The sequence below is a fragment of the Chromatiaceae bacterium genome, assembly GCA_016714645.1.
In the GTDB taxonomy this organism is placed as follows: Bacteria; Pseudomonadota; Gammaproteobacteria; order Chromatiales; family Chromatiaceae; genus M0108.
In genome coordinates this window covers 450,274-476,877 of sequence record JADKCI010000002.1, presented here as the reverse complement: position 1 = coordinate 476,877, position 26,604 = coordinate 450,274, and the positions used below count along the sequence as shown (strand labels likewise).

The 26,604-nt window shown below is 64.8% G+C and carries 18 protein-coding genes; all 18 read right to left on the bottom strand.

Going from position 1 to position 26,604, the window contains the following annotated elements:
* Positions 1-108: 108 nt before the first annotated feature.
* The 18 genes from IPN92_09165 to IPN92_09080 all read right to left on the bottom strand — a co-directional run bounded on the left by IPN92_09165 (position 109) and on the right by IPN92_09080 (position 26,603).
* Positions 109-1,494, bottom strand: coding sequence for an ATP-binding protein (locus IPN92_09165; GenBank protein MBK8638435.1), 1,386 nt, complete (start codon positions 1,492-1,494; stop codon positions 109-111).
* Between the two features lie 40 nt (positions 1,495-1,534).
* Positions 1,535-5,275, bottom strand: coding sequence for a DUF4157 domain-containing protein (locus tag IPN92_09160; GenBank protein ID MBK8638434.1), 3,741 nt, complete (start codon positions 5,273-5,275; stop codon positions 1,535-1,537).
* A gap of 6 nt (positions 5,276-5,281) precedes the next feature.
* A complete protein-coding gene (locus tag IPN92_09155; protein ID MBK8638433.1) occupies positions 5,282-6,124 on the bottom strand; it encodes a hypothetical protein in 843 nt (280 codons plus the stop codon).
* 16 nt (positions 6,125-6,140) lie between these two features.
* The gene (locus tag IPN92_09150; GenBank protein MBK8638432.1) at positions 6,141-6,977 is read right to left on the bottom strand and encodes a fibronectin type III domain-containing protein; all 837 of its coding nucleotides are present in this window, start codon (positions 6,975-6,977) and stop codon (positions 6,141-6,143) included.
* Complete coding sequence (locus tag IPN92_09145) at positions 6,974-8,512, bottom strand: hypothetical protein (protein ID MBK8638431.1); 1,539 nt, start codon at positions 8,510-8,512, stop codon at positions 6,974-6,976. Before IPN92_09145 ends, IPN92_09150 begins: the two co-directional genes overlap by 4 nt.
* A 17-nt stretch (positions 8,513-8,529) precedes the next feature.
* Positions 8,530-10,026, bottom strand: coding sequence for a hypothetical protein (locus IPN92_09140; protein MBK8638430.1), 1,497 nt, complete (start codon positions 10,024-10,026; stop codon positions 8,530-8,532).
* Positions 10,013-13,423, bottom strand: coding sequence for a hypothetical protein (locus IPN92_09135; protein MBK8638429.1), 3,411 nt, complete (start codon positions 13,421-13,423; stop codon positions 10,013-10,015). Before IPN92_09135 ends, IPN92_09140 begins: the two co-directional genes overlap by 14 nt.
* Positions 13,424-13,425: 2 nt before the next feature.
* Complete coding sequence (locus tag IPN92_09130; protein ID MBK8638428.1) at positions 13,426-14,487, bottom strand: tail fiber domain-containing protein; 1,062 nt, start codon at positions 14,485-14,487, stop codon at positions 13,426-13,428.
* A 27-nt stretch (positions 14,488-14,514) separates the two neighbouring features.
* On the bottom strand, positions 14,515-17,802 hold the full coding sequence (locus tag IPN92_09125) for a hypothetical protein (protein ID MBK8638427.1): 3,288 nt from the start codon (positions 17,800-17,802) through the stop codon (positions 14,515-14,517).
* Positions 17,799-18,134, bottom strand: coding sequence for a GPW/gp25 family protein (locus tag IPN92_09120; protein MBK8638426.1), 336 nt, complete (start codon positions 18,132-18,134; stop codon positions 17,799-17,801). Before IPN92_09120 ends, IPN92_09125 begins: the two co-directional genes overlap by 4 nt.
* A gap of 76 nt (positions 18,135-18,210) precedes the next feature.
* Complete coding sequence (locus IPN92_09115; GenBank protein ID MBK8638425.1) at positions 18,211-18,501, bottom strand: PAAR domain-containing protein; 291 nt, start codon at positions 18,499-18,501, stop codon at positions 18,211-18,213.
* Between the two features lie 17 nt (positions 18,502-18,518).
* Positions 18,519-20,270 carry a type VI secretion system tip protein VgrG gene (vgrG, locus tag IPN92_09110; GenBank protein ID MBK8638424.1) on the bottom strand — a complete coding sequence of 584 codons (1,752 nt, stop codon included), beginning with the start codon at positions 20,268-20,270 and terminating at the stop codon, positions 18,519-18,521.
* Positions 20,267-21,034 carry a hypothetical protein gene (locus IPN92_09105; protein ID MBK8638423.1) on the bottom strand — a complete coding sequence of 256 codons (768 nt, stop codon included), beginning with the start codon at positions 21,032-21,034 and terminating at the stop codon, positions 20,267-20,269. The genes vgrG and IPN92_09105 overlap by 4 nt, the downstream gene beginning before the upstream one ends.
* A 2-nt stretch (positions 21,035-21,036) precedes the next feature.
* A complete protein-coding gene (locus IPN92_09100) occupies positions 21,037-21,243 on the bottom strand; it encodes a hypothetical protein (protein MBK8638422.1) in 207 nt (68 codons plus the stop codon).
* Positions 21,244-21,245: 2 nt separating this feature from the next.
* Complete coding sequence (locus tag IPN92_09095; protein MBK8638421.1) at positions 21,246-21,749, bottom strand: phage tail protein; 504 nt, start codon at positions 21,747-21,749, stop codon at positions 21,246-21,248.
* A gap of 4 nt (positions 21,750-21,753) precedes the next feature.
* Positions 21,754-22,185 (bottom strand): phage tail protein, encoded by a 432-nt coding sequence (locus IPN92_09090; GenBank protein MBK8638420.1) that lies wholly within the window; start codon positions 22,183-22,185, stop codon positions 21,754-21,756.
* Between the two features lie 11 nt (positions 22,186-22,196).
* A complete protein-coding gene (locus IPN92_09085; protein ID MBK8638419.1) occupies positions 22,197-24,053 on the bottom strand; it encodes a phage tail sheath subtilisin-like domain-containing protein in 1,857 nt (618 codons plus the stop codon).
* A 1,080-nt stretch (positions 24,054-25,133) separates the two neighbouring features.
* Positions 25,134-26,603 (bottom strand): phage tail sheath family protein, encoded by a 1,470-nt coding sequence (locus IPN92_09080; GenBank protein MBK8638418.1) that lies wholly within the window; start codon positions 26,601-26,603, stop codon positions 25,134-25,136.
* Between the last annotated feature and the right edge of the window lies 1 nt (position 26,604).

Genomic DNA, 26,604 nt, shown 5'->3' with positions numbered 1-26,604 from the left:
TAGCGGAGACTCATACGAAATATAAAGAGGAAGCGATGATTCCATTTTTTTGAGATTCCAGCGATTCAGAAAATCGCAAATACTATCAATATGTAATACATATGGCGGCTATTCGAGTCTGTTTTCCTTCGCGTACTCTCGCCGGATTCCGTCCAGCAGATCCTGCTGGCGTAGCAGCCGCTCCCCGCGTGCGATTGCCTGCAACGACGCGTAGCGGATCACGTTCATAATCATGCCGCCGCTCAACTCGTAGCGCGCGGCGATCTGCGCGAGATCGACGCCGGGCTCCAGTGACGCAGGACCGGGCAGCCCCTTCCGCCAGAGCGAGAGTCGCTCATGCTGGCGCGGCATCGGGAAATGCACGAGCTGTTCGAAACGCCGCGCGAAGGCCTCATCGACATTGCCCGCGAGATTCGACGCGAGGATCACGAGACCGTTGAACGTCTCGATCCGCGCCAGCAGGAAGGAGACTTCCTGGTTCGCGTAGCGATCGTGCGCATCGCGTACCTGCGTGCGTTTGCCGAACAGCGCATCGGCCTCGTCGAAGAACAGGATCCAGTCCTTGTGCTCGGCCTTGTCGAACAACGTGGCGAGATTCTTTTCGGTCTCGCCAATGAATTTCGAAACGACCATCGACAGGTCAACTTTGTAGACCTCACGGCCAGTCACTTTGCCCAGCACCGTCGCAGTCACCGTCTTGCCCGTGCCTGGCGGACCAAAGAACAGCGCACGACATCCGGGCCTCAGTTTTTTGCGCATGCCCCACGTGTCCAGCAACTCGCTGCCATGGCGCACCCAGTTTTCGAGATCCTTGAGTTCCGCGGCGGTACGCGCCGGCAACACCAGGTCGTCCCACTCCATCGCGGTTTCGAGTCGCTGCGCAGGAAACCTGAGCGACATGCGGGGCGCACGCGCCTTGCCATTGATGAACAGCTCCGCGTGATCGTTGTCGATTACGAGGCGCCCGCTCATGGGCGGGTCGCCATCCGCGGGATCCTCCAGATAGACCACGCCAGCTTTCACGAGCGGATGCTCGCCGCACAACAACGTCTGCCAGCGCATGCGCGCCTCGAGATCGTCGCCGGCAAGAAGGAACAGCGCCGTGTCGCCGGTGGGCAAAAAACCGCGGTGCTGCTTGCCGCGGATGCCGCCGAACTGCGGGTATTCACCCGCGCCAGGATGCACGCGCTGCAGGAGTGAATCGAAGAACTCGGGCTTGAGCGACGGCGCAAACGCCAGCATGAGCAGCAGCTGCGCGTCCCTGTCGGGGTTGAAATCGCGCAGGAACAAGCCGTAGCCCGTTTCATCCACGCCCGTCCTGGATACCGCTAGCGGGGGCTGCGCAGGCTCGTGCGCGCCTGCGCCGAACAGAGCGCGCAGCCTAGATTCCATCGCGCCTTCGAAACGCTGGTAGGCGCTCTCGAGCGAGCTCCTTTCAGGAATCAGCGATACGACCGCGGCGCGTTGTGATTTTTCCACCTGCTTCTCCTTCATTCTTTCGTCGCGGCCACGCGCACGGATTTCATTGCCGGGTTCATTTGTCCTTCCAGCACCATTCCGTACGATGCAGGGTGAAAGGACCTTTCGGCGTATCGACGGTGAAGCCGTCGGTCATCTCGAGCATCAGCGTCCAGTAACACGCCCAACCGAACATCTTGGCGATGTAGAAACTCGACACCGCGACATTCGTGAGCCGATAGACGTGCTTCTTATCTACCCAGACGTCGAGGTCGATGAACTTGGGCTCTGGATCCACGGTGTCGCGATCTCCGGCCGCCTTCACGTATGACCCCACATCGACGACGTACACGTTGATTCGTGCGCCCTTGGGGATGTGGTCGTCGCGAGACGCCGCCGGAACGGTGTGTGCGTTCAGGATCTTGACGTCGCGCGGAAGGCCGGTGACCACGGTGGTGTACTCCGGCCCTTCGCTAACCGGATATTTCGCCGCTTCTCGCTCGGCCCTCTCCGTCGCCGCACGCTCAGCCGCGGCTTTCTTTTCCTCGATCGCCATCTGCGACTCCTTGTAGAAATGATCGGGCTTCTTTTTGTTCTTGTCGTAGAACGCGATGAGCGTGTCATCGCCGAGTATGCCGTCCTGCTTGACCCCGACCTTCCCCTGCATGTCGTAGACGGCATTTGCGAACTCATCGCTGTCGACTTTGATACCGGGCTTCGCGACGAAAGTGGTTGGATCCCAACCGTGCATCTTCTGGAAGATGACGTTCTGCTTGCGCGCATGCTCATAGTCGATCTTGCGTTCGACGGGCTTGGCCTCAGGCGCCTCCGTCTTCACAGCCTGCTTTTTCGCCTTCTCGATGTCGAGTTTCCCCGACTTGGGATCGCGCGCCTGCTCGAGCAGCTTCTGCATCGTGGCGCGATCCTTGACTTCCTCCATCGACAGTCCGCTGTCCTTAATTTTCTTCAGAAGCTTCTGCACGTCTTCCTTCGTCACCGGCTTGGCATTCGGATTGCCGAACACTCGCTGCAAATCCGCCATGATTTGCGGTTCGAATTCCGATTCCCAGGAGTCGCGATGCGCGCGCAGCGCCGCCGAACCGTTCGTCAGTCCGCCCTTCGCCTCGAACTTCAGCGCCGGGATCGCGTCGTCCGCGATGTGGCAGTGATAGTCGGAGAGCCCCGGCCCGAGCACGCGGTTGATAAGGCTCTGGTAGGTAGGCGCGATGTAATCGTCGATCAACTGGCGCACGTTTGGCGTGATGATGTAGTCGTTGAACCACTGCGTGCCGACGACGAGGCCCACCATCGCGCCGATGCCGAGCTGCGCCACGAGGCCCCACAAGCAGCCCAGGCCAGGCGGCGTCAGGCATGAAATGATCTGCACACCGACGCGGATCAAATCCACCGCGGTCGTACAGATGTCTACCCAGCGCTTCACGTTCTGAATCGCTTCGACGATGGCCTCGATCTGCCGGATGACGTCGCCCCACTCTTCCTCAAGCTTCTGCTTGCTGTCTTCGAACAGCTTGCGCGCGCGACAGAGCTCCTCGCCGAAACGCTTGTGCATCTCCTCCTGGAACTTCTCGATGACCTTGTCCATGGCCGATTCGAAGCATCGCGCGAAGAAATTGAAGCTCTCGGTGATAAATGACGAGAACACCGCCTTGCAGACGACCATGAGTGCCTGGATGAGCTTCGACTGCCAGCTTACCTTGACGAGACCGGTCTCGCTCAGGCCGGTGACCTTGGTGCGGATGCCCGTCATCTTCGTCTTCATCTTCTCGAAGATGGCGAGGCCCTTGTCCCACGCGCCGCCGAGCAGGAAGCGCACCTTGCCCATGAACTTGCCCGCGCGGCCGCTCCAGAACATGAGCTTCTTGTATTCGCCCACCTCCTTTTTTTCGACCGCGCGCATCGATCGTCCCGACCGGCCCAGCGCCTTTTCGAAGCGCACTTTTGCCACGTGCGATTTCAGGCCGCCCTTGGTTTGCGCGCGAAACTTCGCGCCCCAGGTCGAGCGGAGCGTTTCCCAGTTGCGCGCGCGGTCGCTCCAGTAGGTGGGTCCGCGCTCCGTGGTGTTCCGCTGCACGCGGCGCGCACTCCCGGCGCCCGCGCGCGAGATCGCGAGCTTCGTTGTCGACGAGGCGAACTTCATGCGCGCCGTGGTCTTGGCAGGTTCTTTCTTCGGCCCAAGCTCGGTCACGACCTTGCGCATGTCCGCAAGCTCGTCGAAGTACCGCTGTGGTGGCACCGCCTTCGTATCTCCCGGCAAGGCCGCGTACAGATAGACACCCTTGCCCGCACTTGCCACCCACAGCCGGGTCTTCTCGTCCGGCGTCGTGCTCTTCCTCGACGGGATATGCTGCTGCGTGGCCATGTTGTCGAAGTTGAGGTAGTCAGGAATCTTTAGGTCGAGCCGCTCGACCTCGATGCTGGCGCGCGTCTGGCCACCATTGATCTTGTTGGCCTGCGTGACGAAGGCCATGTAGCCCTTCGTGTAGCTGTTGAGCTGGTTCACACCGGCGCTCAGCTTGCTGGTGGCGAAGGGTTTGAGCTCGCCCAGCCAGACTTTCCCGGGGAAGTCTCCATCCCAGTCGCGCACGCCCTTCTTGCGCTTGAGGCGCCGCGGCAGCGAATCGACCGCGGGCTGCGTGCCACGCGAGTCGGTGTTGTTCATGTTGACGAAGCGATCGGGCGTGTCGGCCTCCTTGTAAGCCTTGACGCCGGTAACGTGATGCGCGGGAGAGGACTTGTAGAGGTCCGCCACGCCGATCAGGTTGAGCATCGGGATGAACCGGTCCGCGCCGGGGATCGCCGCCTCCGTGACCAGTTGATCGTCGTGATCCCGCAACAGCTTCTCGATGACGCCGTGCGTGGCCGTGCCCGACACCCACGCGCCTCCCGTCGAGTAGTAAGGCTTCATTTCGCGCGCCGGCGAAATCGTGTTCGGGTCCGCCTTCTCGCGTACGGTTCCGGAACCCGAGCCCGACTGCTGCACCACGTGCGTGAGCTCGTGCGCAAGCAGGTGCTTGCCGGAATCCGTGTCGGGGCGGTACTGGCCAGAGCCGAAGTAGACATCCCTGCCACTCGTGAACGCGAGGCTCTTCACGTCGCGGTTCAGACCCTCCGACGCTCCGCCCGTGTGGATGCGCACTTCGGAGAAGTTATGGCCGAAACGCGACTCCATGAAGTCGCGCGTCGGCGTTGCCATCGCGGCGCCGCCACCGCGCGAGCTTTCGAGCCGCGACTCCATGTCCGAGGGCGGCGTGACTTCGTCGGGCTCGCGCTTCGGGCTGACCAGCGTCTCCTGCTCCTGCTCGGCCGGGTCGATGTCCTCGTGCTCTTCTTCGACCTCGTCCGGCTCCTTCTCTTCTTCGCTAATGGCGCAGCTCTCGGTCGATTCGCGTTGTATGTGCAACGGTCCGGCGGTCGCCCTTTGCAGCGGACTCGCGCGCAGGTCGGGCGAACGCATGACGGTGTCGGCCATGCGATCCGCTTCCTGTTCGAAGCGATCTCCCGGCCCGCCGATGGTGAGTTTCGTCTGCAGCTTCGGCGGCTCGTGATCGCAAGCGGCGCACTTCGACTGCAGATTCGGTGTCTCGTCGTCCGCGCCGTCCGCGCCCGCCCCGGCCGGCTCGAACGCCGACGATTGATCGCGTTCCGCCTTGCGCTGAACCTTTTCCTCCTCTTCGCACGCTGCGCACTTCTCCTGGATCATCGGCGCGAAGAACGGCGTTGCGGTGCTGCGCGACGCGAAGAACGAGCGGTTCACGTGGCTGCTGGATTCCTTGCTTGCAGTTGCGTGGGTCTGCATGACGAATCACCGCGAGCGGAAGCGGTTTTGCAGGTCGGGAATGAGCTCCATGAGATCCGCGCTGAGCACGAAGCGGTAGTCAGGCCCCTTGATCATCGGCAGCGCCGGATACTCCTGCATGAACCAGTTGGGCGGCTGCCCCTCGCGCCCGAAGTCGAGGCGCGGATAGGGCGAGAGCTCGTTCGAGATGCTGCCCTGCGCCTTCAAACTACCGCCGAAGAAGTCGAGCCATAGCTTGCCGCCGGTCAGGTTGAATCCCTGGCGCGGGTCGTAGCGGGATTCCAGCCCGAACGTGGCGCCGGAGGGCATGAAGCCGGGCCGGTTCTTCCACAGGTCGAGATAGGGATTGAGCGTGAAATCCGTGGAGAACTCGGTGGCGGTCTTGCCGGCGCCGGGTAGTTTGTAGCTGAAGCCTTCGACCGGCGAATACGGGATCCACCCCAGTGGCTTGCCGATATTCACGCCCGACAGGCTCTCGCGCAGCTTGGGGTTGGAGGCGAACGCAAGGCCCGCCATGCCGACGTTGATGCCGAGAAAGCTGGCCATGGCGGCCTTCTCGGCGGGACTGGCCTTGTCCCAGAGCGTGTACTTGAGGCTGGCCAGCCGCGGCTCGTACCACTTCTTGAAGGAGTCGTTCTCGGCCAGCTTGCCCGCAGTGGTCTTGAGTCCCTCCGTCAGCGGGTCCTTCTTTTCCTCTTCGGCCGCGCCGAGTGCTTCCTGCTTCTGTACCGGCGGAGCGTCGGGACCGGCCAGCGTGGGACGGAAGAAAGCGGCGTCGCCGCGCGGCGAGCGCGCGGGTTTGAACGCCGGGTCGCGGCATTGCGTCCCATCACACTGCTTGCGCCACATCCTGCCCATGAGACGCCTAGTGCGGATGATCCGGCGGACCCGGCGCCGGAGTCTGCACGGTTGCGATCCCGGAGAATTCCCCGGCGTTGCCCGCTGCGTCGAAGGCGCGGATGCGATAGCGATATTTCGCGTCACCGCGCAGCTTTTGCCCATCGGTGAAACGCGTGCCCGGCTCGATCGACGCTAGCCGCGTGAAGTTCGGGCAGAGCTCGCCCTCGCAGCGCTGGATCTCGTAGCGCACCACGCCGTCCGCTTCGGGCGCCGCCTGCCAGCGCAGGTCGACGATGTTCTGCGGGCTCGGCAGCCGCACCTCGGCGCTGAACTCGGCGGGCGCCGCCGGCGGCTGCCGGTCGATCACCGCCGGACGGATTTCCAGTAGATAGGGCCGCTCGCAGCTCGCACCGTCCGCACCATCTTCCTGGATGATCAGGCTGAAGTTGATCGCCCCGCTCATGGCCGGGGTCCCCGAGAGCCGCGTGAATTCGCGGTCCGGTACGGACGCCTTCGGCGCTCCCGTGGGCAGCGCGATGGTGACGTCGCCACACCTGAACACCGCGCCCGGCCTGACCTCGGAACAACGCAACTCACCGAATCCGGCGGCCGGCGGACTCAGGAATGCCCAGAAAATCCGCTTGCCATCGCCGTTCAGCAGGCCGATGCGCCCATCGAATGCAGTGCCCGCCTTGGCATTGAACGTGTGCCTTGGCAGGGCGCCCGCGCAGGGCCGATCGAGGTCGAAATCCTGGGGCGCGGCGCACGCAAAACCGGCGACACACACCAGCAGGATCGCGAGACCCGCGCGCCGTCTCCGGCGCGCGGATGCCTCATGCAGGCTGGAATGCCCGGTCTTCACGGCGTGCTCTTGCGCCGGGACATGAACCAGAAGATCAGGATCAGCAGCAGGATCAGCGCCACGATCCACCACCACCAGGGCCGATGCGGTTTGTCCGGCGGCGGCGTGGACGGGCCCGAGGACGGCGCCTGCGTCTGCCAGCCCGGGCCATGCGGACGGTATTCCTGCAGCCGCACGTAGCTCTGTCCAAAGCCGGTGTTGCCGGTAACGGTCACGTCATAGACGCAGTCCTTCTTCTGCACCGGATCGGTGACCGCGCTGCATGCCGCCTCGGCCTGTGCCGCCGTCGCCGGTTGCACCGAGGTCTTGCCGGGAAGATCGCAGGACTGCGGATGGTTGCGCGGCCACTCATCGAGCGTGTAGGTCGAGGTGCTCTCACCCGTCGCGTAGTCGAACAGGCTGCTCGAGTCCGTCACGCGCCAGGCGTCCGCGAACTTCTCGTAAAGATCCTGGTAGCGTTGGTTCTCGTCGTCGGGCCTGGCTCCCAACGAGCTGCCATCGGGCAGCGCGGGCAGCCAGCTGCCTTCGGCGATCTTGCCCATGGTTCCCTGCGTCGCGATGGTCTGGAAGACCTGCACATCGAGGTACCACAGGTTCTGGCCATTCCAGAACGTCGGCGTGACCACCAGCTGCGTGCCATTGACGTCGGTCATCTCGATCGCGCCGCCCGCGGCCTTCTTGATGACGCCATCCACCTTGACCGTCGGGACGTGCGTGCTCGGCGAATCTCCGCCACCGGTGCGCAGGATGATGCCGTCGTTCGTGAGCGGCGTGAGCGTGCCATTCACGCGCAGCTCCATGGATTCGGGATTGACCCTGCCCCCGACACCCGATTGCAGCGTGACGCGCGTCTTGCCGAACTTCGCCGCCACCGCCGTGTAGATAGCCACGCAATGCGTGATGCCCGTGTACTCGTTGGTGATGGGCACGGTCGCGGTGGGCACCGGCGTCTGTCGCGTCTGTACCTCGAACTCCGGTTCGCGCAGGGCGGTGAATTCGCCGGCGCTCTGGAAGTCGTAGTGCACGCCGTCGACGGTCACCAGGTGCGGGTCACCCCAGCCCTTGCCATTGGCGATGGCGCGGAACTTGAAATTCGTGATGCATAGAGTATTGGCATCCGGCGCATCGGCGTAGATCGCCTGGAAAATGCCGAGCTGCCCGTCGCTCACCGCTGCGGGGGTGGTGATATTCACTATCGTCGAGCCGGGTATCGCCGTGTCCTTGTTCGCGGTCGGCGATTCTTCGACCTTCAGCGCTCCGCTGGCGCTGTTGCAATTGATCGTCGGATGAGTTCCCGTGCAGCCCAGGCCGCTTTTCAGTTCGAGGAAGAAGCTCGACGCGGTGTCCTTGAAACCGAACTTCGTATTGATCGCTTCCGGCGCCGCCGAGTCGGCGGCGTAGGTCCGCTCCGCCGGGCAGGTAGCGAGATCCATATCTTCATAGAGCGCCGCCTGCGCAGGTGTGACGACGGCGATCGTCGCCAGCATCGCGTACAGGGCCGCGAGTAGTCCCGAGACCCGTAATGGTTCTTTCATGTTGATTCTCCTTTCTTCTAGTCCAGCCAATGCACGAATGTGTGTTCCTTCTGCCAGGGCAGGCTGATGACGCCGAGTCCCCATGGCAATCGCGCCAGCAGCACGTCCTGTGCCCGGTGTTCGACGGTGAGTCGATAGCCTTCATCCACGCGTTCGAGTTTTCCGTCCCGCAGGAAGAACTGCGTCCTCAGCCAAGCGACCGAGCTGCTGCGCAGTGCGCTCCAATGTTTCAGGACGGCGCCGAGCACTTCATCGCAGGCGGCCGCGTCCTCCGCTCCCGGCAGCTCTGGACCGAGCGGCGCTTCGAGCGGATGGCCGCACAGCAGCTTCGCGATCACCAGGTCGTACTCGGGAACGTCGACTTCTCCAAATCCCAGCAAGCCCACCAGCCGCACGGCACGTTCGCGCGCCTCTGCGTCACGTAAATCCCTTCCCTCGAGCAGGTCGCGATCGTGGAACAGCGTTTCCAGGAATGGATGCAGCAGTATCACGCCGGCGCAAGGTAGATAGATGGGGTCTTCGTCGACCGGCGGCCCGGATTCGGCCGGCCGGCGCGCGGGTGCGGGCGGCATGGGCCGGGCCTCGTCGCCGCGCGCATCTGCACGCGGTACGCGGGGCGGCTCTTCGCGCTTCGCGTCTACTCCCGGATGCGTTGCCGCGGAAAGCCACTCAATCCAGGGCCGCGGCAGGGACTGGGTCGCCGCTTCGGCCTCCGGGATGCGCTGAACCTGCACAGCCGACCGATCGGCAGATTCCGCGGTTGACTCGGCGGCGCTGGACGAAACCATCTCGCGCCATATCTGGAGAAGCTCGCGCGCCAGCGCAATGCGGCATTCGACGCGACCCCCGTCGTCGAGTGCCCAGTCGAGGATCGCCATCCACTGCCGACGTCGCAGCCGTGCGCGCACGGCGGGTGCCATCCGTTCCGGGACGAGGATCTCGACCACCCGCGCCGCCTGCGCGACGCCGGTCCAGCGTTCCACCGCGATGCCGAGCGTTTCATCGTCCAGCACATCGACCAATCGAGCGCGCGCATGCAGGTTGGCGCACAAGGTTTGGCGCAACTCGGGTGATTCAGAATCCAGCGCGCCCTTGGCCACGGCGCTCCAGCCGTCCGGCGGCCGCACACCCCACCAGGGCAGGCAGCCATGAACGAGGAAGAACAGCCATTGCGCGAGCGCGTCGCCCTGCCAGTCGTCGTTCGCCGCCTCTCCGCGCTCCACGGGCGCCGGCGTGTAGCGTTCGAGGTGGCGCGTGACCTCCGCCACGGCGCGCTGCTGAAACTCCTGTTCCCAATCCTCCGAAGTGATCGAACCCAGGTCTATCTCGAGCCGGTCCAGGCGCAACATCTCGTGCGCATTCACCTGCCGGTCGAACACCTGCGCCAGCGCCGGCAACAGCTGCTCGCGAAAGGTGCGCGCGATGCTCTCCTGGATCCGCGGCCCCGAGGACTCGGCGATCAGCCGCAGCTCGATCAGCTGCCGCTGGATTCGATGGCGGTTAGATTGCGGCATCGGCGATCGCGTTGAGCGCCTCCACGAGGTTGTTGCGGGCCGCGTCGACCGCCGCGGGTGCGGCGCCGGGAATCAGCACGGTGTCCAGCCATTTGAAATACCGGTCTTCGAATTCCCCGAAGCTCGCCGGCGGCGCGCCGGGACCCACGTGCCGATCGACCCAGTAGATAGTCGGCACCAGGTGCGCCGGGCAGGCACGCTGCACCACGTCGGCGACGTGGCGACGGAACTCCGGATCGCGGAAACGATGCGGCGCGGCCAAGTCCGGCGCCGCCACCGAGGCGAAGTTGCGGACGCGTCCGGACGGGAAAACCAGCGACACGCGCTGGCTGTAGGGATCGCGTTCGCGCGTACCTTCGCCTTCGGGCAGGCCCAGGAACCTGTCGCCGGCCTGGTGGGGACGCAGCAGCAGGTGTTCGACCAGGTACAGCGTCTCGGCGCCGTAGGTACCGTACAGGTGCGCGACGATCGTGTCCCGCGCCGCTTCCGCGTCGGCGCTCGATGCGAACGACGCCGGCGCCCGCGCGATGACGGCTCCGGCCGGGGTGCTCAGCTTCAGCGTGAACACGCCCAAGGCCTCGTCGATGGTGTAGTTCCAGTCATCAAGCCCGTAACGCAGGACCTGCTGGATCGATGCTTCGGCGCGCGCGGTGGCCAACGGATCCGTCGTCTGTTCGAACTGGCCGTCGCTCACCAGGATGACCGGCCCCGTGACCGCCGGCAGGCCCCGCAGCCGCCAACGCTTGCCGACGAAGCCCGGCGGCGCGGCCACGCCGAATATTTCGAAAAACAGGCTCGACGCCACCAGAGAACGCCGGCGCGTGGCACCGCGGATACCGGCGTGATGCGCGATGCGGCGCTCCAGCGGCGACAGCGAGGACTGCAGTCGATAGCTGGCGAAGGCCGCGGCCATGGGCGCGAGTGCCGCGTTGGCATCGGCCACGGACCCGAACGACTGCACGCTCTCCCCGAGCACCTGCGCGCCGGATCCGGTGCCGTGCATGACGCGCAGCCCGCGATGTCCGCCACCGATGTCGAACACCATGCAGTTGGTCGCGCGGCCCGCATAGTTGAGCGCGCGCTCGGCCGCGATCGCCGCGGCCGCGAGGCTGGGCTGCACATCCACGGCACGCAGCTGTTCCACCCCGCCGATGGAAAGGCGCCAGCGAAAATTCGCACCGTCGGGCTCGATGCGCAGCAGGCGCGCATCGCGCATGAACGGATTGCGGTTGGCGAGCAGCCGGCAGGCGTTGAGCTCGGGTGTGTCGCGCAGCAGGGCTGACTTGATCCGCAGGAGCCGCGTGTTCGCCGCGTTGCGCCGCGTCCCGAGCAGGACGTCCTGTTGGGCGGGCGTGAGACCCGAAACATCGAGCTCGAGGCGCGCCCAGCGGTGTATCTCCTGCCCGAGCGCGGTCGCATCCTCACCCTGGCGTGCCAACAGGTGATCGAGCATCCGGTTGCGCCGGTCGAGCCGCCGATCGACGCTTTCGGCGGCATCCTGCAGGGCGCGCGTCACCGGATTGGCAGGGTTGGTGACGAAGATTGGCCAGTTGCCGTTGGCAGGGAATCGTCGCAGCAGGGCCGGTGCATCCGGCAGATCGAACGGCGGGCGTACGAAATAACTGGGCAGGTCGCCGTCCGCGCCCGAATAGAAGCGATTGACGTTGCCGAGCTGTGCCGTCAGGTCACCCAGGAACTGCTCGAACAGGAATAGATAGCCCTTGAGCTGTTTCGCCGCCGCGCGCCGCTCCGGCCCGGCGCTCTCCGGAAGCACCGCATCCCCGGCGCCATACAAAGCCGGCAGCTCCATCTGCAGCGGTGTGAAATCGTCGATCGGCAGTTCGGCGCCCGTGACCACGGGCCATTCCGGCGAGGGATCGTCGGTGACCGCGCTGTCGTCCGCATCCTTTTGGAACTGCGCGAACAGGCTCTCCACCCGCGACAGGTCCACGTTCACCCTGGAATCGTTGCGCACCACGGTGATACGTGACTTCGCGATGCTGATGCGCGGCCGGTAACGCTCGATTTCGACCAGGTGCAGGCAGTCCTCGGCATCCACCGTGATGGCGCGATTGTTGATGTAGTTACCCAGCGTGAGATCGGTGACCGCGACGATGTCGCGCCCGGCCGGATTTTCCTGCGTGACGAGATCCGTCCCGGTGTCGGTGCGGCGCCGCATGATGATGCGCAGTACGTCCGAGGTGTAGATCACGTCCGGCGGCACGTGCGCCTCGGACTCCACGGACAGGAAGCCCCGCCGCAGCAACGGACCATCGTAAATGGACTCCGGATCCGGCTGCGTGGCGCGGCGCGTGTCGAGCGATACGAAGCGGACGCGCGGCGACAATTCGATGTCGATATCCATCAGGATGTGTGCCACGAGCTGCTCGACGTCCTTGCCACCGGTGACTTCGAGAGTGACGTTCACGGCAACGTCCTGGACGCGCGCCAGCCCGATGCCCACCGCCTGCTCCCCGAGATTGCGCCAGCCTGATAGATAGGCGCGCATCTGCTCGACGGTGCTGGCCGCCTTGGCCACCTGCTGAGCGAATTGCAGCAGTGGACGGCCCGCCGTGGTGGACTGGATCGCGTTACGCGCCTCGGCCAGGATTCCCGGCGTCACGAGGGCCGGCTGCGCCAACGGGGCCGCGATCCGCAGCACAGCCCATACCTCGATACTGCCTGGCGTGCCCGAATCGTCGGTGTAGTTGACCGTGAACCGCGCGTAGTGACTCTGCGGCTCCGGCAGCGCGCGCCAGCCACCACCCGTGAGCACCATGGCGATCGAATTGATCACCGCGGGCCTGCGGAACGGCGCCGCCTCGGGTTCATCCCAGAACGGCAATGCCAATTCCAGGTCGTATGCCTGGCCACCCGAGTTGACCGTCAACTTGTAGATGTTGCTGTTGAGCGGGCGATCAGCCAGCTCGACGAGAACCTCGTACAACCCACGCGGCCGGAGTCGCGTCGTGCCGGGAGCGAATGTCAGCGGCGGATTGTTGGTATTCGCGAGCTCGTAAAACGCCACCTCGGTTTCCGCCGGCTCGAAAACCCGGGCATCGCCGACGACGGGATGATCGAGAAGCACGCGCCGCAGGTCGCGCGCATTCACCGGTCCCATCGGCAGCACGCGATGCGCGGGCTCGAGTTCGGCCGGCGCGCGCCGCTGTCCGCTGCGCAACAGGTCCGCGACGTCGAGGTCGAGACGCAGGCCCAGCTCGGTCATCGCGTAGCTCGCGGCCTCGAGCATGGTGATGCCCGGGTCGTGCACGTTGTGGTCGGTCCAGCTGCGCTTCGCCCACAACCGGATCCACTGCATGCCGCTTTCGCGCAGCGCGGAATAGTCGAGGCTGGCCTTCGGTGGCAGCGCGCTCGAAATGTGGACCACGTCGCCCATCGTCAGGCCGGTGTTCCGTTGTGCGCGGCCAGCGCGGACTCGAGCTGCTCGACCTTCGCCGCAAGCTCCTTCACGGCGTTGATGAGTACGAAGGTCAGCATCGAGCCGTCGAAGATGCGCATGTCCTCGATGCCGCGAGTCTCCTTCGGCGCGCCCGGGATGCGCGAGACCGTCTCCGGGAACACCTTTTCCATTTCCTGCGCGAGGATGCCGACGCCTTCGGCGCCTGCCGCGCTGCCGGCCAGTTCGTTGTAGCGATAACGCACTGGCCGGACACGCCGCAGCTGTGCAAGCCCCTCCTCGAGATCGCGCACGTCCTCCTTGATGCGCTCATCCGAAAAGTTCGCCCACGCGGTGCCGGGAGTGTTCTTGATCACCTGGCCATGCACTTGCAGGATTTCACCCGATGACGTGGGATCGATGACGTCGCCGCCGCCGCCGATGACCACCTGTCCACCGGTCGCCACGCTGAGCACCGGCACGTTGTTCTGGCGGATGCTGATGACCTGGTTCAGGGCGGCATTGAGATGCACCGCGCCGCTGGTCACCTGTCGCAGCGCGTAGTTGGTATCCGTGGCGTGGTTGCGATGCGAAAATACGGCGGCCGAACTGAAGGCGCCGGCGCCATTGGCGATGACGGCGCTTCCGAACCGGACCTGCTCGGTCAGCGCCGTGTTCGCCGCCAGGTTCACCTCGAAACGGTAGATAGGCGGTGTCGCGGTGGAAAACGTCGATCCGATACCCACGAGTCCGCCGCCGTTGTACGCAACCGTCGTCGGGCTCAGCGACGTGAAGACGCCGGCGTTGCCGCCTACCGGAAGCCAGGTGCTGCCGTTGTTGAACTGCACTGCCCCGCTGTTGAACCGCAGCGTGCCCGCGACCGTCGACGCGCTGTCTCCAAGCTGCAGGCCACGCGACAACACGAAGTTCATGTCGCCGTCGACCTTCAATCCGTCCGACACCTTGTTGAGGCAGCTTTCGATCAGGTTGCCGAAATCGGATTCGTCGGGACGGTCACCGTTCTGGAACTTGCCCATGAGGGCGACGCGATTCACTTCAGTCATATGATTTACACCCTGTAAGTAGTTTATTTACGCCGTGACCCTGAGGCCCACGTTGAAGTCGAGCCCGACGGTCATGTAGCCGATGCCCAGGCGCGTGACGCCGGAACAGATTTCCGCGCCGCGCGGGACGGGAGTGATGAGGTGCGCCCGATGCGACACGAGGATCGCGTGCGCCTGCGTGGTCTGCGCGGCCTCGAGCGGCCGCCCGACGATGAAGTCGTCGCCGATGGTCATCTGCTCGAGCGCGGGACGCGGACGGGGATTCACGATGAAATCGAGCCCGATGGTCATGGCGCCGATTCCCTGGTGAACCACCCCGTCTTGGTGGTGATACAGCCGCAATCCGACGATGTGATCGGCGTATTCCCGGCTTTCGATGAAGGCCAGGATCTCCGACCGGTAGATGCGCGCACCGAACAGGATGTCCTCACCGTCCTGGAAGGCCCACGGCGACAGGAAGCGGCACAGGTCGTCATTGAGCACGGCTGCGTAGTAGCCCGGATCGAAACCGCGGTTGAAGACCACCTTGGCCTCGACGCGCAGCCGCTCGAACGCCGGCCGGATGACCTGCAGCGTCATGAACGGCGTCGTCGATGACTCGAGATATTCGGCGATCTGCGCCAGCAACACCACACCGGCGCGTGGCTCGAGCGGGTTCGTCCCGCCGGTACGCCGCAGGTTGGGAATGACGACCACTGCCGCGTGCCCAGCCCGCGTCTCGCCGTTCCCGTCCGTATGAGGCAGGCACTTGACCTTAAACACTTCGGGGAAACGCTCGAGCACCAGCCGCTCGACATCCCCGGGAACCACGGCGCGATTGCGATGGCGCAGCCTTTCGCTGCTGCGCCGGATGAAGTCGTCGTTGCCCTCGCCGCCGCGGCCGCCGAACGACGCCCGTGGCTGCACGACGCGTGCGATGTTCGCATTGCGCTGCACGAGCTTTGCAATCGCGCCGGCAGGCACGCCGGATTGCAGGTGGGACTCGAATTCCGCGAGCGGCACCGCACCCGGCTCGAAGCGCGCCAGCGCTCCATTGGCCGTGATCGTCAGCGTTCGCGCTGCGGTCTCCGGCGGCCGGCGAATTAAGGCACACAGCCACACGAGGCCGGCGGGCATGCTGCGATGGATCGACGAAGCATCGGCCGGCACCGACAGCGAAATGATTCCGGACTTCTGAAAACCCTGGGTTCCATCGATGAGGACCGCCGCGGAGTCGAGTGGTTGCCAGACGTCGCGCGCGTCCAGGTAAGTCCATTCCGCCTCACCACTCGCGAGGTTCGGGGCCGCAGTCGCCGTGCCGAGGTCGATGTCGAACAGAAGTGATACATTGCCCGGCGCGGCGAAGGACTGGACGCCCAGCATGAGCGCCGCATTGCCATCGATCGCCGGCGCCAGGCGCGCGTCGCCGGGGGCGCGCGACAGGCGAGCACCGAAGGGAGTGACCACGAAGTACTGCGCCACCGCGTTTCCGTCCACGTCGACGGGCGCCAGCGTGGCGGTCGCCGAATAGTCGAGCGACAACCCGCTCAATACCGGCGTGTAGGGCTCTTTCGGCAGCTTTGGCTTCTCGCCTGTGCCGGGATACTTGCTGAGCTCGATGGCCTGGCGCGCGTACCGTGCGGAGAAGACGCCATGCCCGAACGCTTCGAAGGGTACTTCAATCGCATAGGGCGCAAGATCGGTGCGCGTCGGGTTGCGGAGCTCGAGGCGTAGAAAGCCGAATCGGCTCGCTCCATCGAAGCCCGAAGGCTCGGCAAGATCCGGCTGCTCACGGTAGTCGACGCCCGTGAAGGCGAGGTCGAACGCGCTCGAATCCGCATCCAATTCGCGCGGATCATTCGGCACCGGCTCGAAGAGATTCTGGTTGGTCCGCAACGTGCGGAAGGTCCGCTCGTAGAGCAGATCGATGTTGGCGCAAAAGTAGGAGTAGAAGACGTCCTGGAAGTCGACAGGGATGTTGTCGAAGTAAGCGCGGTAGTGATCGAACAGGTTGTCCGGCGGCGCCTTCCACTCGAGGTTTAGCCTTAGTGCTGTGAGGCGCTTGCTGAAAACCTCCGCACTGCCGATGTAGAACGCGCTGCCGATCCGCGGCTGGCTGCCGAACAAGGGCATCGGCTTCTTCCAATCGAGCATGCCGACGTCGTTCTGCGCGACGAGAATGCGCACGTCCTCGACGTCCACCTTCAGGTCGACGCGCTCCACGGTCATGCCATCGAAGGCGTCGTAGATACCGGACACGCCCTTGACCAGGACGCGGATCATGGCGTGAGCACCCGCGAACTCGGCGCCATGGAGCACAGGGTCGACCGACACCACCGCCGGCGCCAGCGCGCCAACGTTCGCGGCGATGGACAATGCCGGCATGCCAAGCCCACCGTTCGCGAGCAGCGTCGCCTCGAAACTGTCCGCCGCCAGCCAGCCCTTCGCGCCTGTCAGGGAAACATTCAATGCGCCGGTGATGCCCTGGGTAATCAGGGGCGCGGCGCCGGCGGGCAGCTTCAGGTGGGCCAGTAGTTTGACGGTGCGATCGCCCTCGGCCATCTGCAGCACGGGCGCGCTGACCGAGAAGCCGAGACGCGCTTCCGTCATGAATCGTTGCGTGGCGTCGACGTCGACCTGGCGCGCCCCGAAGGTATTCCCACTGGCGCCCTCCTTCACGCTGAAACCTTCCGCGACGAAGAACTGGCGGAAGCCGCGCAGGTCGCGTTCGACCACCAGGCGGCGCATGTCGCCGACACTGCCGGCCGAGACCACGATGTCGTTCTGGGTCGCATACGTCAGCACACGACCATTGTCGTCCTTGCCCGCATCGAGCAGCGTGCCAGCTTTCAGCAAGGTCGGCGGCGCATCGGGTTCGAGCTCGAAGAGCACGTGCACGTCGTCTGGCGAAGGCAGACGACGCAGCAGCCCGAGCTCTTTCTCGTAGTAGTGCAGCAGGTGCTTCTGCGTGAGCTGGTTGAGGTCCGTCTGCAGGTACTGGAACAGCTTGAGGAACGAGAGGAACAGCACCAGGTGCGGCGGCCAGTCGTCGCGCGAGGCGAGCAGCAGCTGCAATTCTTCGGTGGACGGTGCATTCGCGCCGCCCGGACCCAGCAGTGGTTCGAGCAATGCCGACCAGTCGCCGGTGGACTGCCCGGTGAGATCGAAGTAACGCACCTCTTCCGCGACCTTCCTGGCGTACTGCACGAGATCGGCGAATGTGCGTTCGTCGGGAACGATGTAGTCGGACTCCAGGCCAGGCAGCAGCCGCTGCAGCTGGTTGGTGCCGTCCAGCCGCAGCAGGTTTCCATAGCGCCTGAAGAGATCCAACGTCACGTGTTCGATTCCTGGTAGTCCAGGTAGAAGGGATAGACGAGATTGGTGCGCGTGTTCGTGGTGCGCACGGTGTAGTCGAGCCGGATCAGCACCAGCCCGGTCTGGTCCGCGGGGTTCTCGAAGTCGACGCGGTTGAGCTCGATGCGCGACTCGAAGAACAGGATGGCGTTTTCGATCTCGCGCGCGAGGTAGGAGCCGAAAGAGGTCGACATGGGCTCGAACATCAGCGCGTCGCGTTTCCAGCCGAAGGCGGGGCGCAACACGCGTTCGCCCAGGCCGGTGGACAGCAGGATGTTGAGACTCTGGCGGATGTCCTCTTCCGCATCGGCCATCTCGACGCTGCGACCCTGGTTGCCGAAGGTCACCGGGAATCCCCAACCGCGTCCGAGAAACTGTTCGTCCGCCACTTCAACCCCCGATCATCACGGTGAAGCAGCCGAGCACGAGACTGCCGCCATGCGCGCAGGAATCGCCGAGCCGCGCCGCGGGCATGCCGCCGATCAACACGGTGCCGCTGCCGGCAACGACCGTGTCCGGAGGTCCTGTGCAAGTAAGCATGTCGCCCACGCGCAGCGCCGGCAGTCCACCGATCAGCACGGTGGCCTCGCCCGGCGGCAAGGCAGGTCCGCCCACATGCGGCACCACTCCCGTCACCAGGGGACAGACATGCATGTCGGTGGCGCGCGCTGCGGGTGGCATGGATTGCTTCCTCCGCCTCAGTTGATCATCACCAGGCCACCCTTCAGCGTGAGGGTGGCACTGCCGCCGATTTCGGTCTGCGCGGCATCCTTGGCGTTGAAAGCGGACTGCGCCTTGACGTTCACGTCCTTGCCCTTGATCTCCACTTCGGCCTTGGCTTCGAACTTCACGTCCTTTTCCTTGCTGACCAGCACGATGCCCTTGTCGCTCAGCGTGATGGAGTTGCCGTTCTTGTCGGCCAGCACGATCATGCCGTCGTCGTCGCTGAGCAGCAGGCTGCGGCCGCCGGGAGTCTCGAGCTTAACTTCCTTCTTCTTGTCGTCGAAGGTGAGCGAGATTCCTTCGCGGGATACGTAGCCCTTCTTGTCGTTGGACTTCTCCGCCTTGAACGGCGGCTCCTTCTTCTTGCTGTGGAGCATGCCGAGGATCACGGGCTGCGCCGGATCGTCGTGGAAGAAGCCCAGCACCACTTCGTCTTCGAGCTCGGGACGGAAGAACGTGCCGCGCTTGGAGCCGGCATCCAGCATCGCAACCCGCGCCCAGACACCTTTCTTTTCGTCCATGCCGGCGAGCGGCACCTTGACGCGCACGCGGTGCTCCTTGCCGTCCTCGTCGACGATCTCGGTCACCACGCCGATCTGCAGTCCATGGACGGGTGCGGCGATGCCCGCTGCCGGCAGATGGCCGATCGCCACGCGCTGCGCATGCAGGTCGCTCGTCATGCCGAACTCGGCGTCGGTCGTCCAGTTGTTGCTGCTAAACTCGTGGCGCACCCCGGTGACGTACACCTTGCCATTGAAGCGATCGCTGAAGCGCGAGAGTTGCAACACGGTGCCGGGTTTGACGTCGGTGAGTCCCTTGAAGCGCACGCGCCCACGCGCGCCGGCGAGACGCGAGCGCAGCAGTGCGCCATCCGCCCAGCTCTGCAGCGCCTCACTACCCAGGCTGCCACCGTGCCAGAGCACGTCTTCCTTGCGGCTCGCCGCATCGCTCAGCTTGCTCGCCTTGAGGTTGCCATTGCCGCTCCAGCCAGGATCCGCAGCCGTCACTTCCTGCAGCTTCTGCCCGGAGGGATCCCAGGCTGCCGCCTTGATGCCGCCCGACTGCGTGCGTGCGTCGATGTCCGCGTCGAGCTCCAGCACCGTCGCGCCGAAGCCGATATCGGCCACCGGCGCTCCATCGAGCGCCGGCTTGACCGTGGTCACCTTGCCGGCCTCGGCGAAGCAAATGTGTCCCGCCGCTTCGAGTCTCGCGATCATGAAGTCCCAGTCGGTGGCCTGGTACTGCAGCAGCTGCGGATGCGTCACGTCGGTTGAAGCCACCTGCGAAGACACACCCTGGCTGCCGTACTTGCCGAGCAGCTCACTCGCGACCGCCGAATCCTTTGAATCCGTGAAGTAGCGGTTCTGCCGGACCAGCGTCATGGCGAACACGGGGTCGCGGCAATCCACCTCGAGCCACGAGGAGCCGTCGCGCACCACGATGCGTTGGCTCAACACGATGCCACTGAAGATCTGCCGCGTGTCGCCGTGATATCCGGCCTGCAGCGCCAGCTTGTTGCCCGGGACGAAGAGTTCACCGCTGCTGCGCGCGAAATCGCCGCGCGCGGCGTCACCATCCCCGATGCGCAGGCGCGCGTACGGCACGCGGTTCGCCTGGATGACCACTTCGACGGCCAGTATCGGCACGGTGCGTGGCAGCTCGGTTTCATTGACGCGCACCGACAGCGTCACCACGTCGGTCGGCCGTGTGATGGGCAGCGCGCTCACGTCGACCCCGGCGCGACCAGCGGCGGGAAGGCGACCCGGGTCGCCGAACGCAGCTTGCGGAAGTTGACCAGCTTGTTGACGCGCGCCACCTGCAGATAGAGCTCCGGCTTGCCGTAGATGTCGTAGGCCAGTGCGGGCAGTGAGTCACCATCGCGGATGTCGCGCAGGTGCGTGAGGTCCGGAGAGGTCGCGTTGTCCTTGCGTTCGCGCAGCGCGTCGGGCACGAATTCGCAGAACGTGCAATTGGCCACGGCACGCAGCGGCGTGCCGTCAGGCTTGAACAGCGTGTAGCGGTATTCCACCGAGCTCAGCACGCAGCTGAATACCAAGCTGCCCCACACCAGCAGCAACTCGCGCGGCCGGTGAATCTTTCCCGAGTAGTCGTAGACCAGCTTGTTGAACCGCTTGATCTCGTCCATGACGATGTATTCCTTCGGCGGCGACAGCGCCGAAGCAATCGCGCCCACCAGCGGAACGTCGCCGAGCTCCGAGGGCTTGGGCACCACGCCCGTGCCATCGAACAGGAATTCGAAGGCCAGGTTGACCGGGGGACTGTCCTTGTAGATAGCCTCGCTGGCGGAAAATCCCTGGCCGCGGTGATACGTGTAGGTGAGATACCGGTTCAGCGTGTAGCTGCGCGGGTTCACCTGCACCACGAAGGTGTCTGCGGCCAGGTCAGAGGGCTGCGGTGGCTCCTTCGGGCTGGTCGCGGGCTTCATCGCCCGGATGGTCATCTTCTCCAGCTTGCCCTTGTCGAACAGCATGCTCAGCGCTCCTGCCGGTCCGCGAGGATGCGCAGCACTTCGCGCACGCAGGTCTGCACGACGTCACCTTCGGCGGAAGGCTTGCCGCCGGAAGCGCCGGCGCTGCCCGATGGCTCCGCAGAGCCCGCGCCGCAGGCGGACTTGCCGCTCTTGTCGCTGGCGGGATCCACCGTGACGCGAATCACCAGTTCTCGGATTTCGATGGGCATGGTTACAACGCCGCCTTTATGCCGCCGCTGATCGCCGCGGCCGCGTCCAGTGCCAGGCTCGCGGGATCGTAGTACTTGAAGTACTGGTACTGGAGCGCCAGCGTCTCGATCAGCAGCTCGTTGTTACCCGCGTTGATGCCGGAGATCTCCAGCCGTTTCGGCACCGCGCCCACCACGTACCAGTTGTAGATAGGCAGGTGCTCGTCGTCGAGCAGCGAGATCATGATGTTGGTGGGCTTGTACTCGAACTGCTCCATGGCCTTGCGCGCCCAGTGCAGCACGCCCGAGCCCATGAACTTCCCGCGTTTCAGTACGAGTTCGCCGAAGCTGAGGCTCTTCGGCAGCTGATGCGCGAAGCGGTTCTCCCCGCCCTCGGGCCAGCTCTCGAACTCGGTGCTCACCGTGAGCCCCGAGACCTCCTGCCAGCGCGTGTCGTCAGGGAACCGCGGCGCGAGCTCGAAGACGACGAGGAAATGGAATCCCGGGTGGGGGTAAGACAGGTCCATGGCGTCAGCCGTTCTCCATCGTGAGCCCCTCGTGTGCGAGCACGAGCGTCTCGATGGCGGTCTCGTTGCCCGAGGCATTCAAATCGGTCGAGGTGACCTTCGTCGGCCAGGCATTCTTGACCTTCCACACCACGACCGGCTCGTGCGCCTCGTTGAGCAGACTGATGGTGATGTCGCGCCGCTCCACCGTATTCAGCGCCACGGTGTTCCACCAGTCGTAGAACTCGTTGTCGCCGGCAAAGACCCCGCGCTTCAGCGTCAGGTCGCCGAAAGTCTGCATGCCGGGCATGCGGACCTTGTGGTACTCCTTGCTGGCCCCATCACGGTATTCGATCTTTTCTGTCGTCACCTCGAGGCCGGTGACTTCGGTGAAGCCGATCTTGGCGCCACCCCACTGCACCTGGAAGTGGAATTTCGGCAACGGATATTCGGCCATGTCTCAACTCCTTACGAGGTCTGCATCTTGTGGGCGAATCTCAGGACGATGAACTCCGCGGGCCGCACCACCGCCAGGCCGACCGCCACGATCATCCGGCCCTCGAGAATGTCCTGGGCGGTCATCGTCTCGCCAAGGCCCACCTTGACGAAAAACGCCTGTTGCGTCACCGCGCCCGCCAGTGCGCCCTGCCGCCACTGCACCGTGAGGAAGTTTTCGATCATCGCGCGCACGCGTACCCACGTGCCTCGATCGTTGGGCTCGAAGACGAACGGCTCGGAGGCCTTTTTGATCGACTCCTCGGCCATGTTGAAGAAGCGACGCACCGGCACGTAGCGCCATTCGTTGTCGTTGCCGGCGAGCGTCCGCGCGCCCCAGATCAACGAGCCCTTGCCGGTAAACGCGCGGATGACGTTGACGCTCTTGCCGGTCGTCGTGACGTTCAGGTCTTCCTGGATCTGATCGTTGACCTTCACCGCCACGCCGCTGACGTCGGCCAGAGAGACATTGGCAGGCGCTTTCCACACACCACGCGTGCGGTCGACGGCGGCGTAGACGCCAGCCACCGCGCCGGACGGCGGTAGCAGCACCATGGCGCGAGTCACCTCGCTGACGATGTTGCCGAACACCGGATGCCGTGCGAAGAGCTGTTTCTCGGCTTCGCTCGCCAGGAACTCCGCAGCGGAGAACAGCGACAGCACCGCCGCGGCGAGCGGGTCGAACAACTCGCGCAAGGCCGTCGACGCGTTGAGCGCCGTCGCGCGAAGGTTGGCGGCGCCAGTGGTGAAGTCAGCGGTGTTGGCGGCAATCGCCCCGACATTGGCGTTGGGCAAAATCCAGTCGGAGCCATTGAGACTGGCGTAGTCGGTTGCCACGTCGGCAGCCGTTCGAGCCGACGCCACTGCGCTCATCACGCCAACGTTCTTCTCGTAGGCCACCACATCGGAAATCCTCGACCGCAGCTGGGTATCCCGCCGCAGCTCGGTAAGTACGATCACCAACGTCGCCGGCAATGCGGTCTGCGCGGTGATCGTGCCGGTCGCCGGTGTGGCGGGGGTGCCGGTCACCGTGTACGTGAAGGTGCTGGCGCCCGTAACCGCTATCGTGAAGGTCCCGTTGTACTCGGTTTGATCGGCCCCGGCGATCGTCACGCTCTGCCCTGTGGTGAACCCATGGGCGCTCGCGGTGGTCACTGTGGCCGTGCCGCCGGACCGGGTGATGCTGGAGACTGACTGCGCGGCCTGCGCCGTGATCGTGCCGGTCGCCGGTGTGGCGGGGGTGCCGGTTAGCGTGTACGTGAAGGTGCTGGCGCCCGTAACCGCTATCGTGAAGGTCCCGTTGTACTCGGTTTGATTGGCCCCGGCGATCGTCACGCTCTGCCCTGTGGTGAACCCATGGGCGCTCGCGGTGGTCACCGTGGCCGTGCCGCCGGACCGGGTGATGCTGGAGACTGACTGCGCGGCCTGCGCCGTGATCGTGCCGGTCGCCGGTGTGGCGGGGGTGCCGGTTACCGTGTACGTGAAGGTGCTGGCGCCCGTAACCGCTATCGTGAAGGTCCCGTTGTACTCGGTTTGATTGGCCCCGGCGATCGTCACGCTCTGCCCTGTGGTGAACCCATGGGCGCTCGCGGTGGTCACCGTGGCCGTGGTGGTGGAGAGGGTCATGCTGGAGACCGACTGCGTGTCGAGCGCTCGCAATCCGAGCGCGAGAGCGCGAGGGAGCACAAGGAGATTGCTGAACCGCTGCTGGACGTCGGCATCGGGAGCGGCAGCCGGTAACTGCCTAAGCCTGTCGACCAGCCCCGCGAAGTGATCTGACAACTGCGTGAAGTTGGCGCGCGCCAACGTGATCGCGCCGGGAGCCGTCATCGCGCCCACGTTCACGGCGCTCACAACGGTGCCAACGATGGCATCGGCTGCGCGCACGGCGCCCGGCAGCGCGTCGAGCGTGGTGTCGCCGGTGAGGCTGTCGATGGTGGCGTTGGAGATCGGCAGCGCGGCCTGCGCTGTGATCGTGCCGGTCGCCGGTGTGGCTGGGGTGCCAGTGACCGTGTACGTGAAGGTGCTGGCGCCCGTAACCGCTATCGTGAAGGTCCCGTTGTACTCGGTTTGATCGGCCCCGGCGATCGTCACGCTCTGCCCTGTGGTGAACCCATGTGCGCTCGCGGTGGTCACCGTGGCCGTGGTGGTGGACCGGGTGATGCTGGAGACCGACTGCGCGGCCGGTTTCACGCTCAGCTGCCGAAAATGCACGTTGGGCTCGTAGATCGTCCGAACCCACGGGTAGTACGCAGCGCCGTACTTGAGGCTGTTCATGCCGACGTTGTCACGGAAAACCTTAATCGGGTTGAGTGCCAGGGAGATCGGCTGATCTCCCTGGCACAGATCCATGATGACGAACCGATCCTGTAACAGCTCGCACTGCGCCAGGGCCGCGGCCTGCAACGAGCCCATTTCCTTGGCGATCAACGACACGCTGTCGGGAAACACCAGCAGCGTCGGATCGTCGACCGGCGCGACGCTGGCCAGGCCGCCGAGCAGTCCAGTCGTGCTCGTACCGAGCGCCGGCGCGTCGTCGTACGACCCGACCGAGACGATGTAGCAAGGTCCGCCGCCGTTCGCGTAGTAGTGGCGAACGACATTGAACAGCCGATATCGCCGCTCGTTGCCGGCGGCGTCCCGCGGCGAGACCGCGCCGACGGCATCGTTAGCCGCCGTGTCCAGCATCACCTCATACGTGGCCGGCACGAAATCGCCGCCGAAGAGACTCTGGTACTCCAGCAGCGATTTGATGCGCGTCGGCACGAATCGCAGATTGCCGCCAGCGCCACCGGTCGCGATTTCCGTGTAGCCGATGAACGCCGGAATGGCGGTTTCGACGGCGACCACGGAGGGCGCGAGCGTGGTGATTTCTTCGACGTACACTCCGGGTGTCTTGTAAGCCATGACTCAGGCCTCCTGCATCTGGTGAGAGAAGCGCAGGACGATGAATTCGGCGGGCCGCACCACGGCCATGCCGATCTCGACGTTCATCCGGCCCTCGAGAATGTCCTGCGCGGTCATCGTCGTGCCAAGCCCGACGCGGACGTAGAACGCGTTTTCGGGCTTGGCTCCCGCCAGCGCGCCGTCGCGCCACTGAACGACCAGGAAGTTCTCGATCATCGCCTTCACCTTGACCCAGGTGTTGGCGTCGTTTGGTTCGAACACGAATGGTTCCGTGGCCTTCTTGCAGGACTCTTCCACCATGTTGAAGAAGCGGCGCACCGACACGTAGCGCCACTCGTTGTCGTTGCCGGCGAGCGTCCGGGCGCCCCAGACGAGAAATCCCTTGCCCGCGAAGGCCCGCAGGGCGTTGATGGACTTTCCGGTCGCATCGACGTTCATGCCGTCGTTCAGGTCCTGGTCGATCGCGACCGTCAGCGAGCGGACCGACGCCAAGCTCTCATTGGCCGGTGATTTCCAGACGCCACGTGTCCTGTCGACGGTCGCGTAGACGCCGGCGACGGCCGCGGCCGGCGGCAGGGTCACGCTGTAGCCGGCGAGCGCGTTGCGCACATTGCCGTAGATGAGCGGGTTCGACCCAGGTGAACCCGCCTTAAGCTCAGCGAGCGGCTTGTTGTCATGTGGGCTCGGCCGCGTCAACGTGCCGTCATCGTTGCGGCGGGCGATCTGCGAGATTTTGATCGTGCCTTCATCCCAGTTCCACGGCATCCTGGTCTCGATGAACGGGTGATAGGCCGCGGCGTATTTCAGGTTCCGTGTGCCGATGCCGTTGCGGAACGCGGTAATCCCGGCGCTGCCGGCCGCGGCGCCGTCCCACAGGTCGCAGATGACGAAGCGGTCGCCGAGCGTGGCGCATTGGTTGAGCGCCTGGATGAGCACGCCGTGGTACGCGGCGCGCACTGCGGCGACCTGTCCCGCGTTGTTCGGATCATCGGGCCGCATGCCCGACAGATCCGGAAATACCAGCAGCGTCGGCTCGTCCTCGCGCGCCAGCGCCTCCAGGCCGGCGGTATGCGCGTCGGCGATGTCGCTCGCCAGCGTGCTCGACGCGTGACTGCCGACGCTCACGATGTAGCAGCGGCCGCCTCCGTTGTCGTAGAAGTGACGCATCGCGTATGCGAGCCGGAATCGGCCCTTTGCGACCGCGGCCGGGTCGGCTACCGGGGTCGCGACGTTGCCATCTTCGTCGAGCGAGATCGCGAAGTCGCCGATTCCTGGAGGGTCGCCGAAAATCTCCTGGAACTCGAGTAGCGAGTTAACGGCGACTGGACGGTTCAGGAGGTTGGCGCCTTTGTATTGCGTCGCGCGCGTGTAGCCAAAAAATGCGGGAATCGCAGTCTCGACTGGAACCACCGACGGCGGAAATTTCGATTCCTCAACGATGTAGACGCCTGGCGTTCTCAGATTCAGAGCCATC

Coding starts and splice junctions, on each gene's coding strand:
- IPN92_09165 (MBK8638435.1), bottom strand. CDS start 1,494: ATGAAGGAGAAGCAGGTGGAAAAATCACAACGCGCCGCGGTCGTATCG.
- IPN92_09160 (MBK8638434.1), bottom strand. CDS start 5,275: ATGCAGACCCACGCAACTGCAAGCAAGGAATCCAGCAGCCACGTGAAC.
- IPN92_09155 (MBK8638433.1), bottom strand. CDS start 6,124: ATGTGGCGCAAGCAGTGTGATGGGACGCAATGCCGCGACCCGGCGTTC.
- IPN92_09145 (MBK8638431.1), bottom strand. CDS start 8,512: ATGAAAGAACCATTACGGGTCTCGGGACTACTCGCGGCCCTGTACGCG.
- IPN92_09140 (MBK8638430.1), bottom strand. CDS start 10,026: ATGCCGCAATCTAACCGCCATCGAATCCAGCGGCAGCTGATCGAGCTG.
- IPN92_09135 (MBK8638429.1), bottom strand. CDS start 13,423: ATGGGCGACGTGGTCCACATTTCGAGCGCGCTGCCACCGAAGGCCAGC.
- IPN92_09130 (MBK8638428.1), bottom strand. CDS start 14,487: ATGACTGAAGTGAATCGCGTCGCCCTCATGGGCAAGTTCCAGAACGGT.
- IPN92_09120 (MBK8638426.1), bottom strand. CDS start 18,134: ATGGCCGATGCGGAAGAGGACATCCGCCAGAGTCTCAACATCCTGCTG.
- IPN92_09115 (MBK8638425.1), bottom strand. CDS start 18,501: ATGCCACCCGCAGCGCGCGCCACCGACATGCATGTCTGTCCCCTGGTG.
- IPN92_09105 (MBK8638423.1), bottom strand. CDS start 21,034: ATGCTGTTCGACAAGGGCAAGCTGGAGAAGATGACCATCCGGGCGATG.
- IPN92_09100 (MBK8638422.1), bottom strand. CDS start 21,243: ATGCCCATCGAAATCCGAGAACTGGTGATTCGCGTCACGGTGGATCCC.
- IPN92_09095 (MBK8638421.1), bottom strand. CDS start 21,749: ATGGACCTGTCTTACCCCCACCCGGGATTCCATTTCCTCGTCGTCTTC.
- IPN92_09090 (MBK8638420.1), bottom strand. CDS start 22,185: ATGGCCGAATATCCGTTGCCGAAATTCCACTTCCAGGTGCAGTGGGGT.
- IPN92_09085 (MBK8638419.1), bottom strand. CDS start 24,053: ATGACGGCTCCCGGCGCGATCACGTTGGCGCGCGCCAACTTCACGCAG.
- IPN92_09080 (MBK8638418.1), bottom strand. CDS start 26,603: ATGGCTCTGAATCTGAGAACGCCAGGCGTCTACATCGTTGAGGAATCG.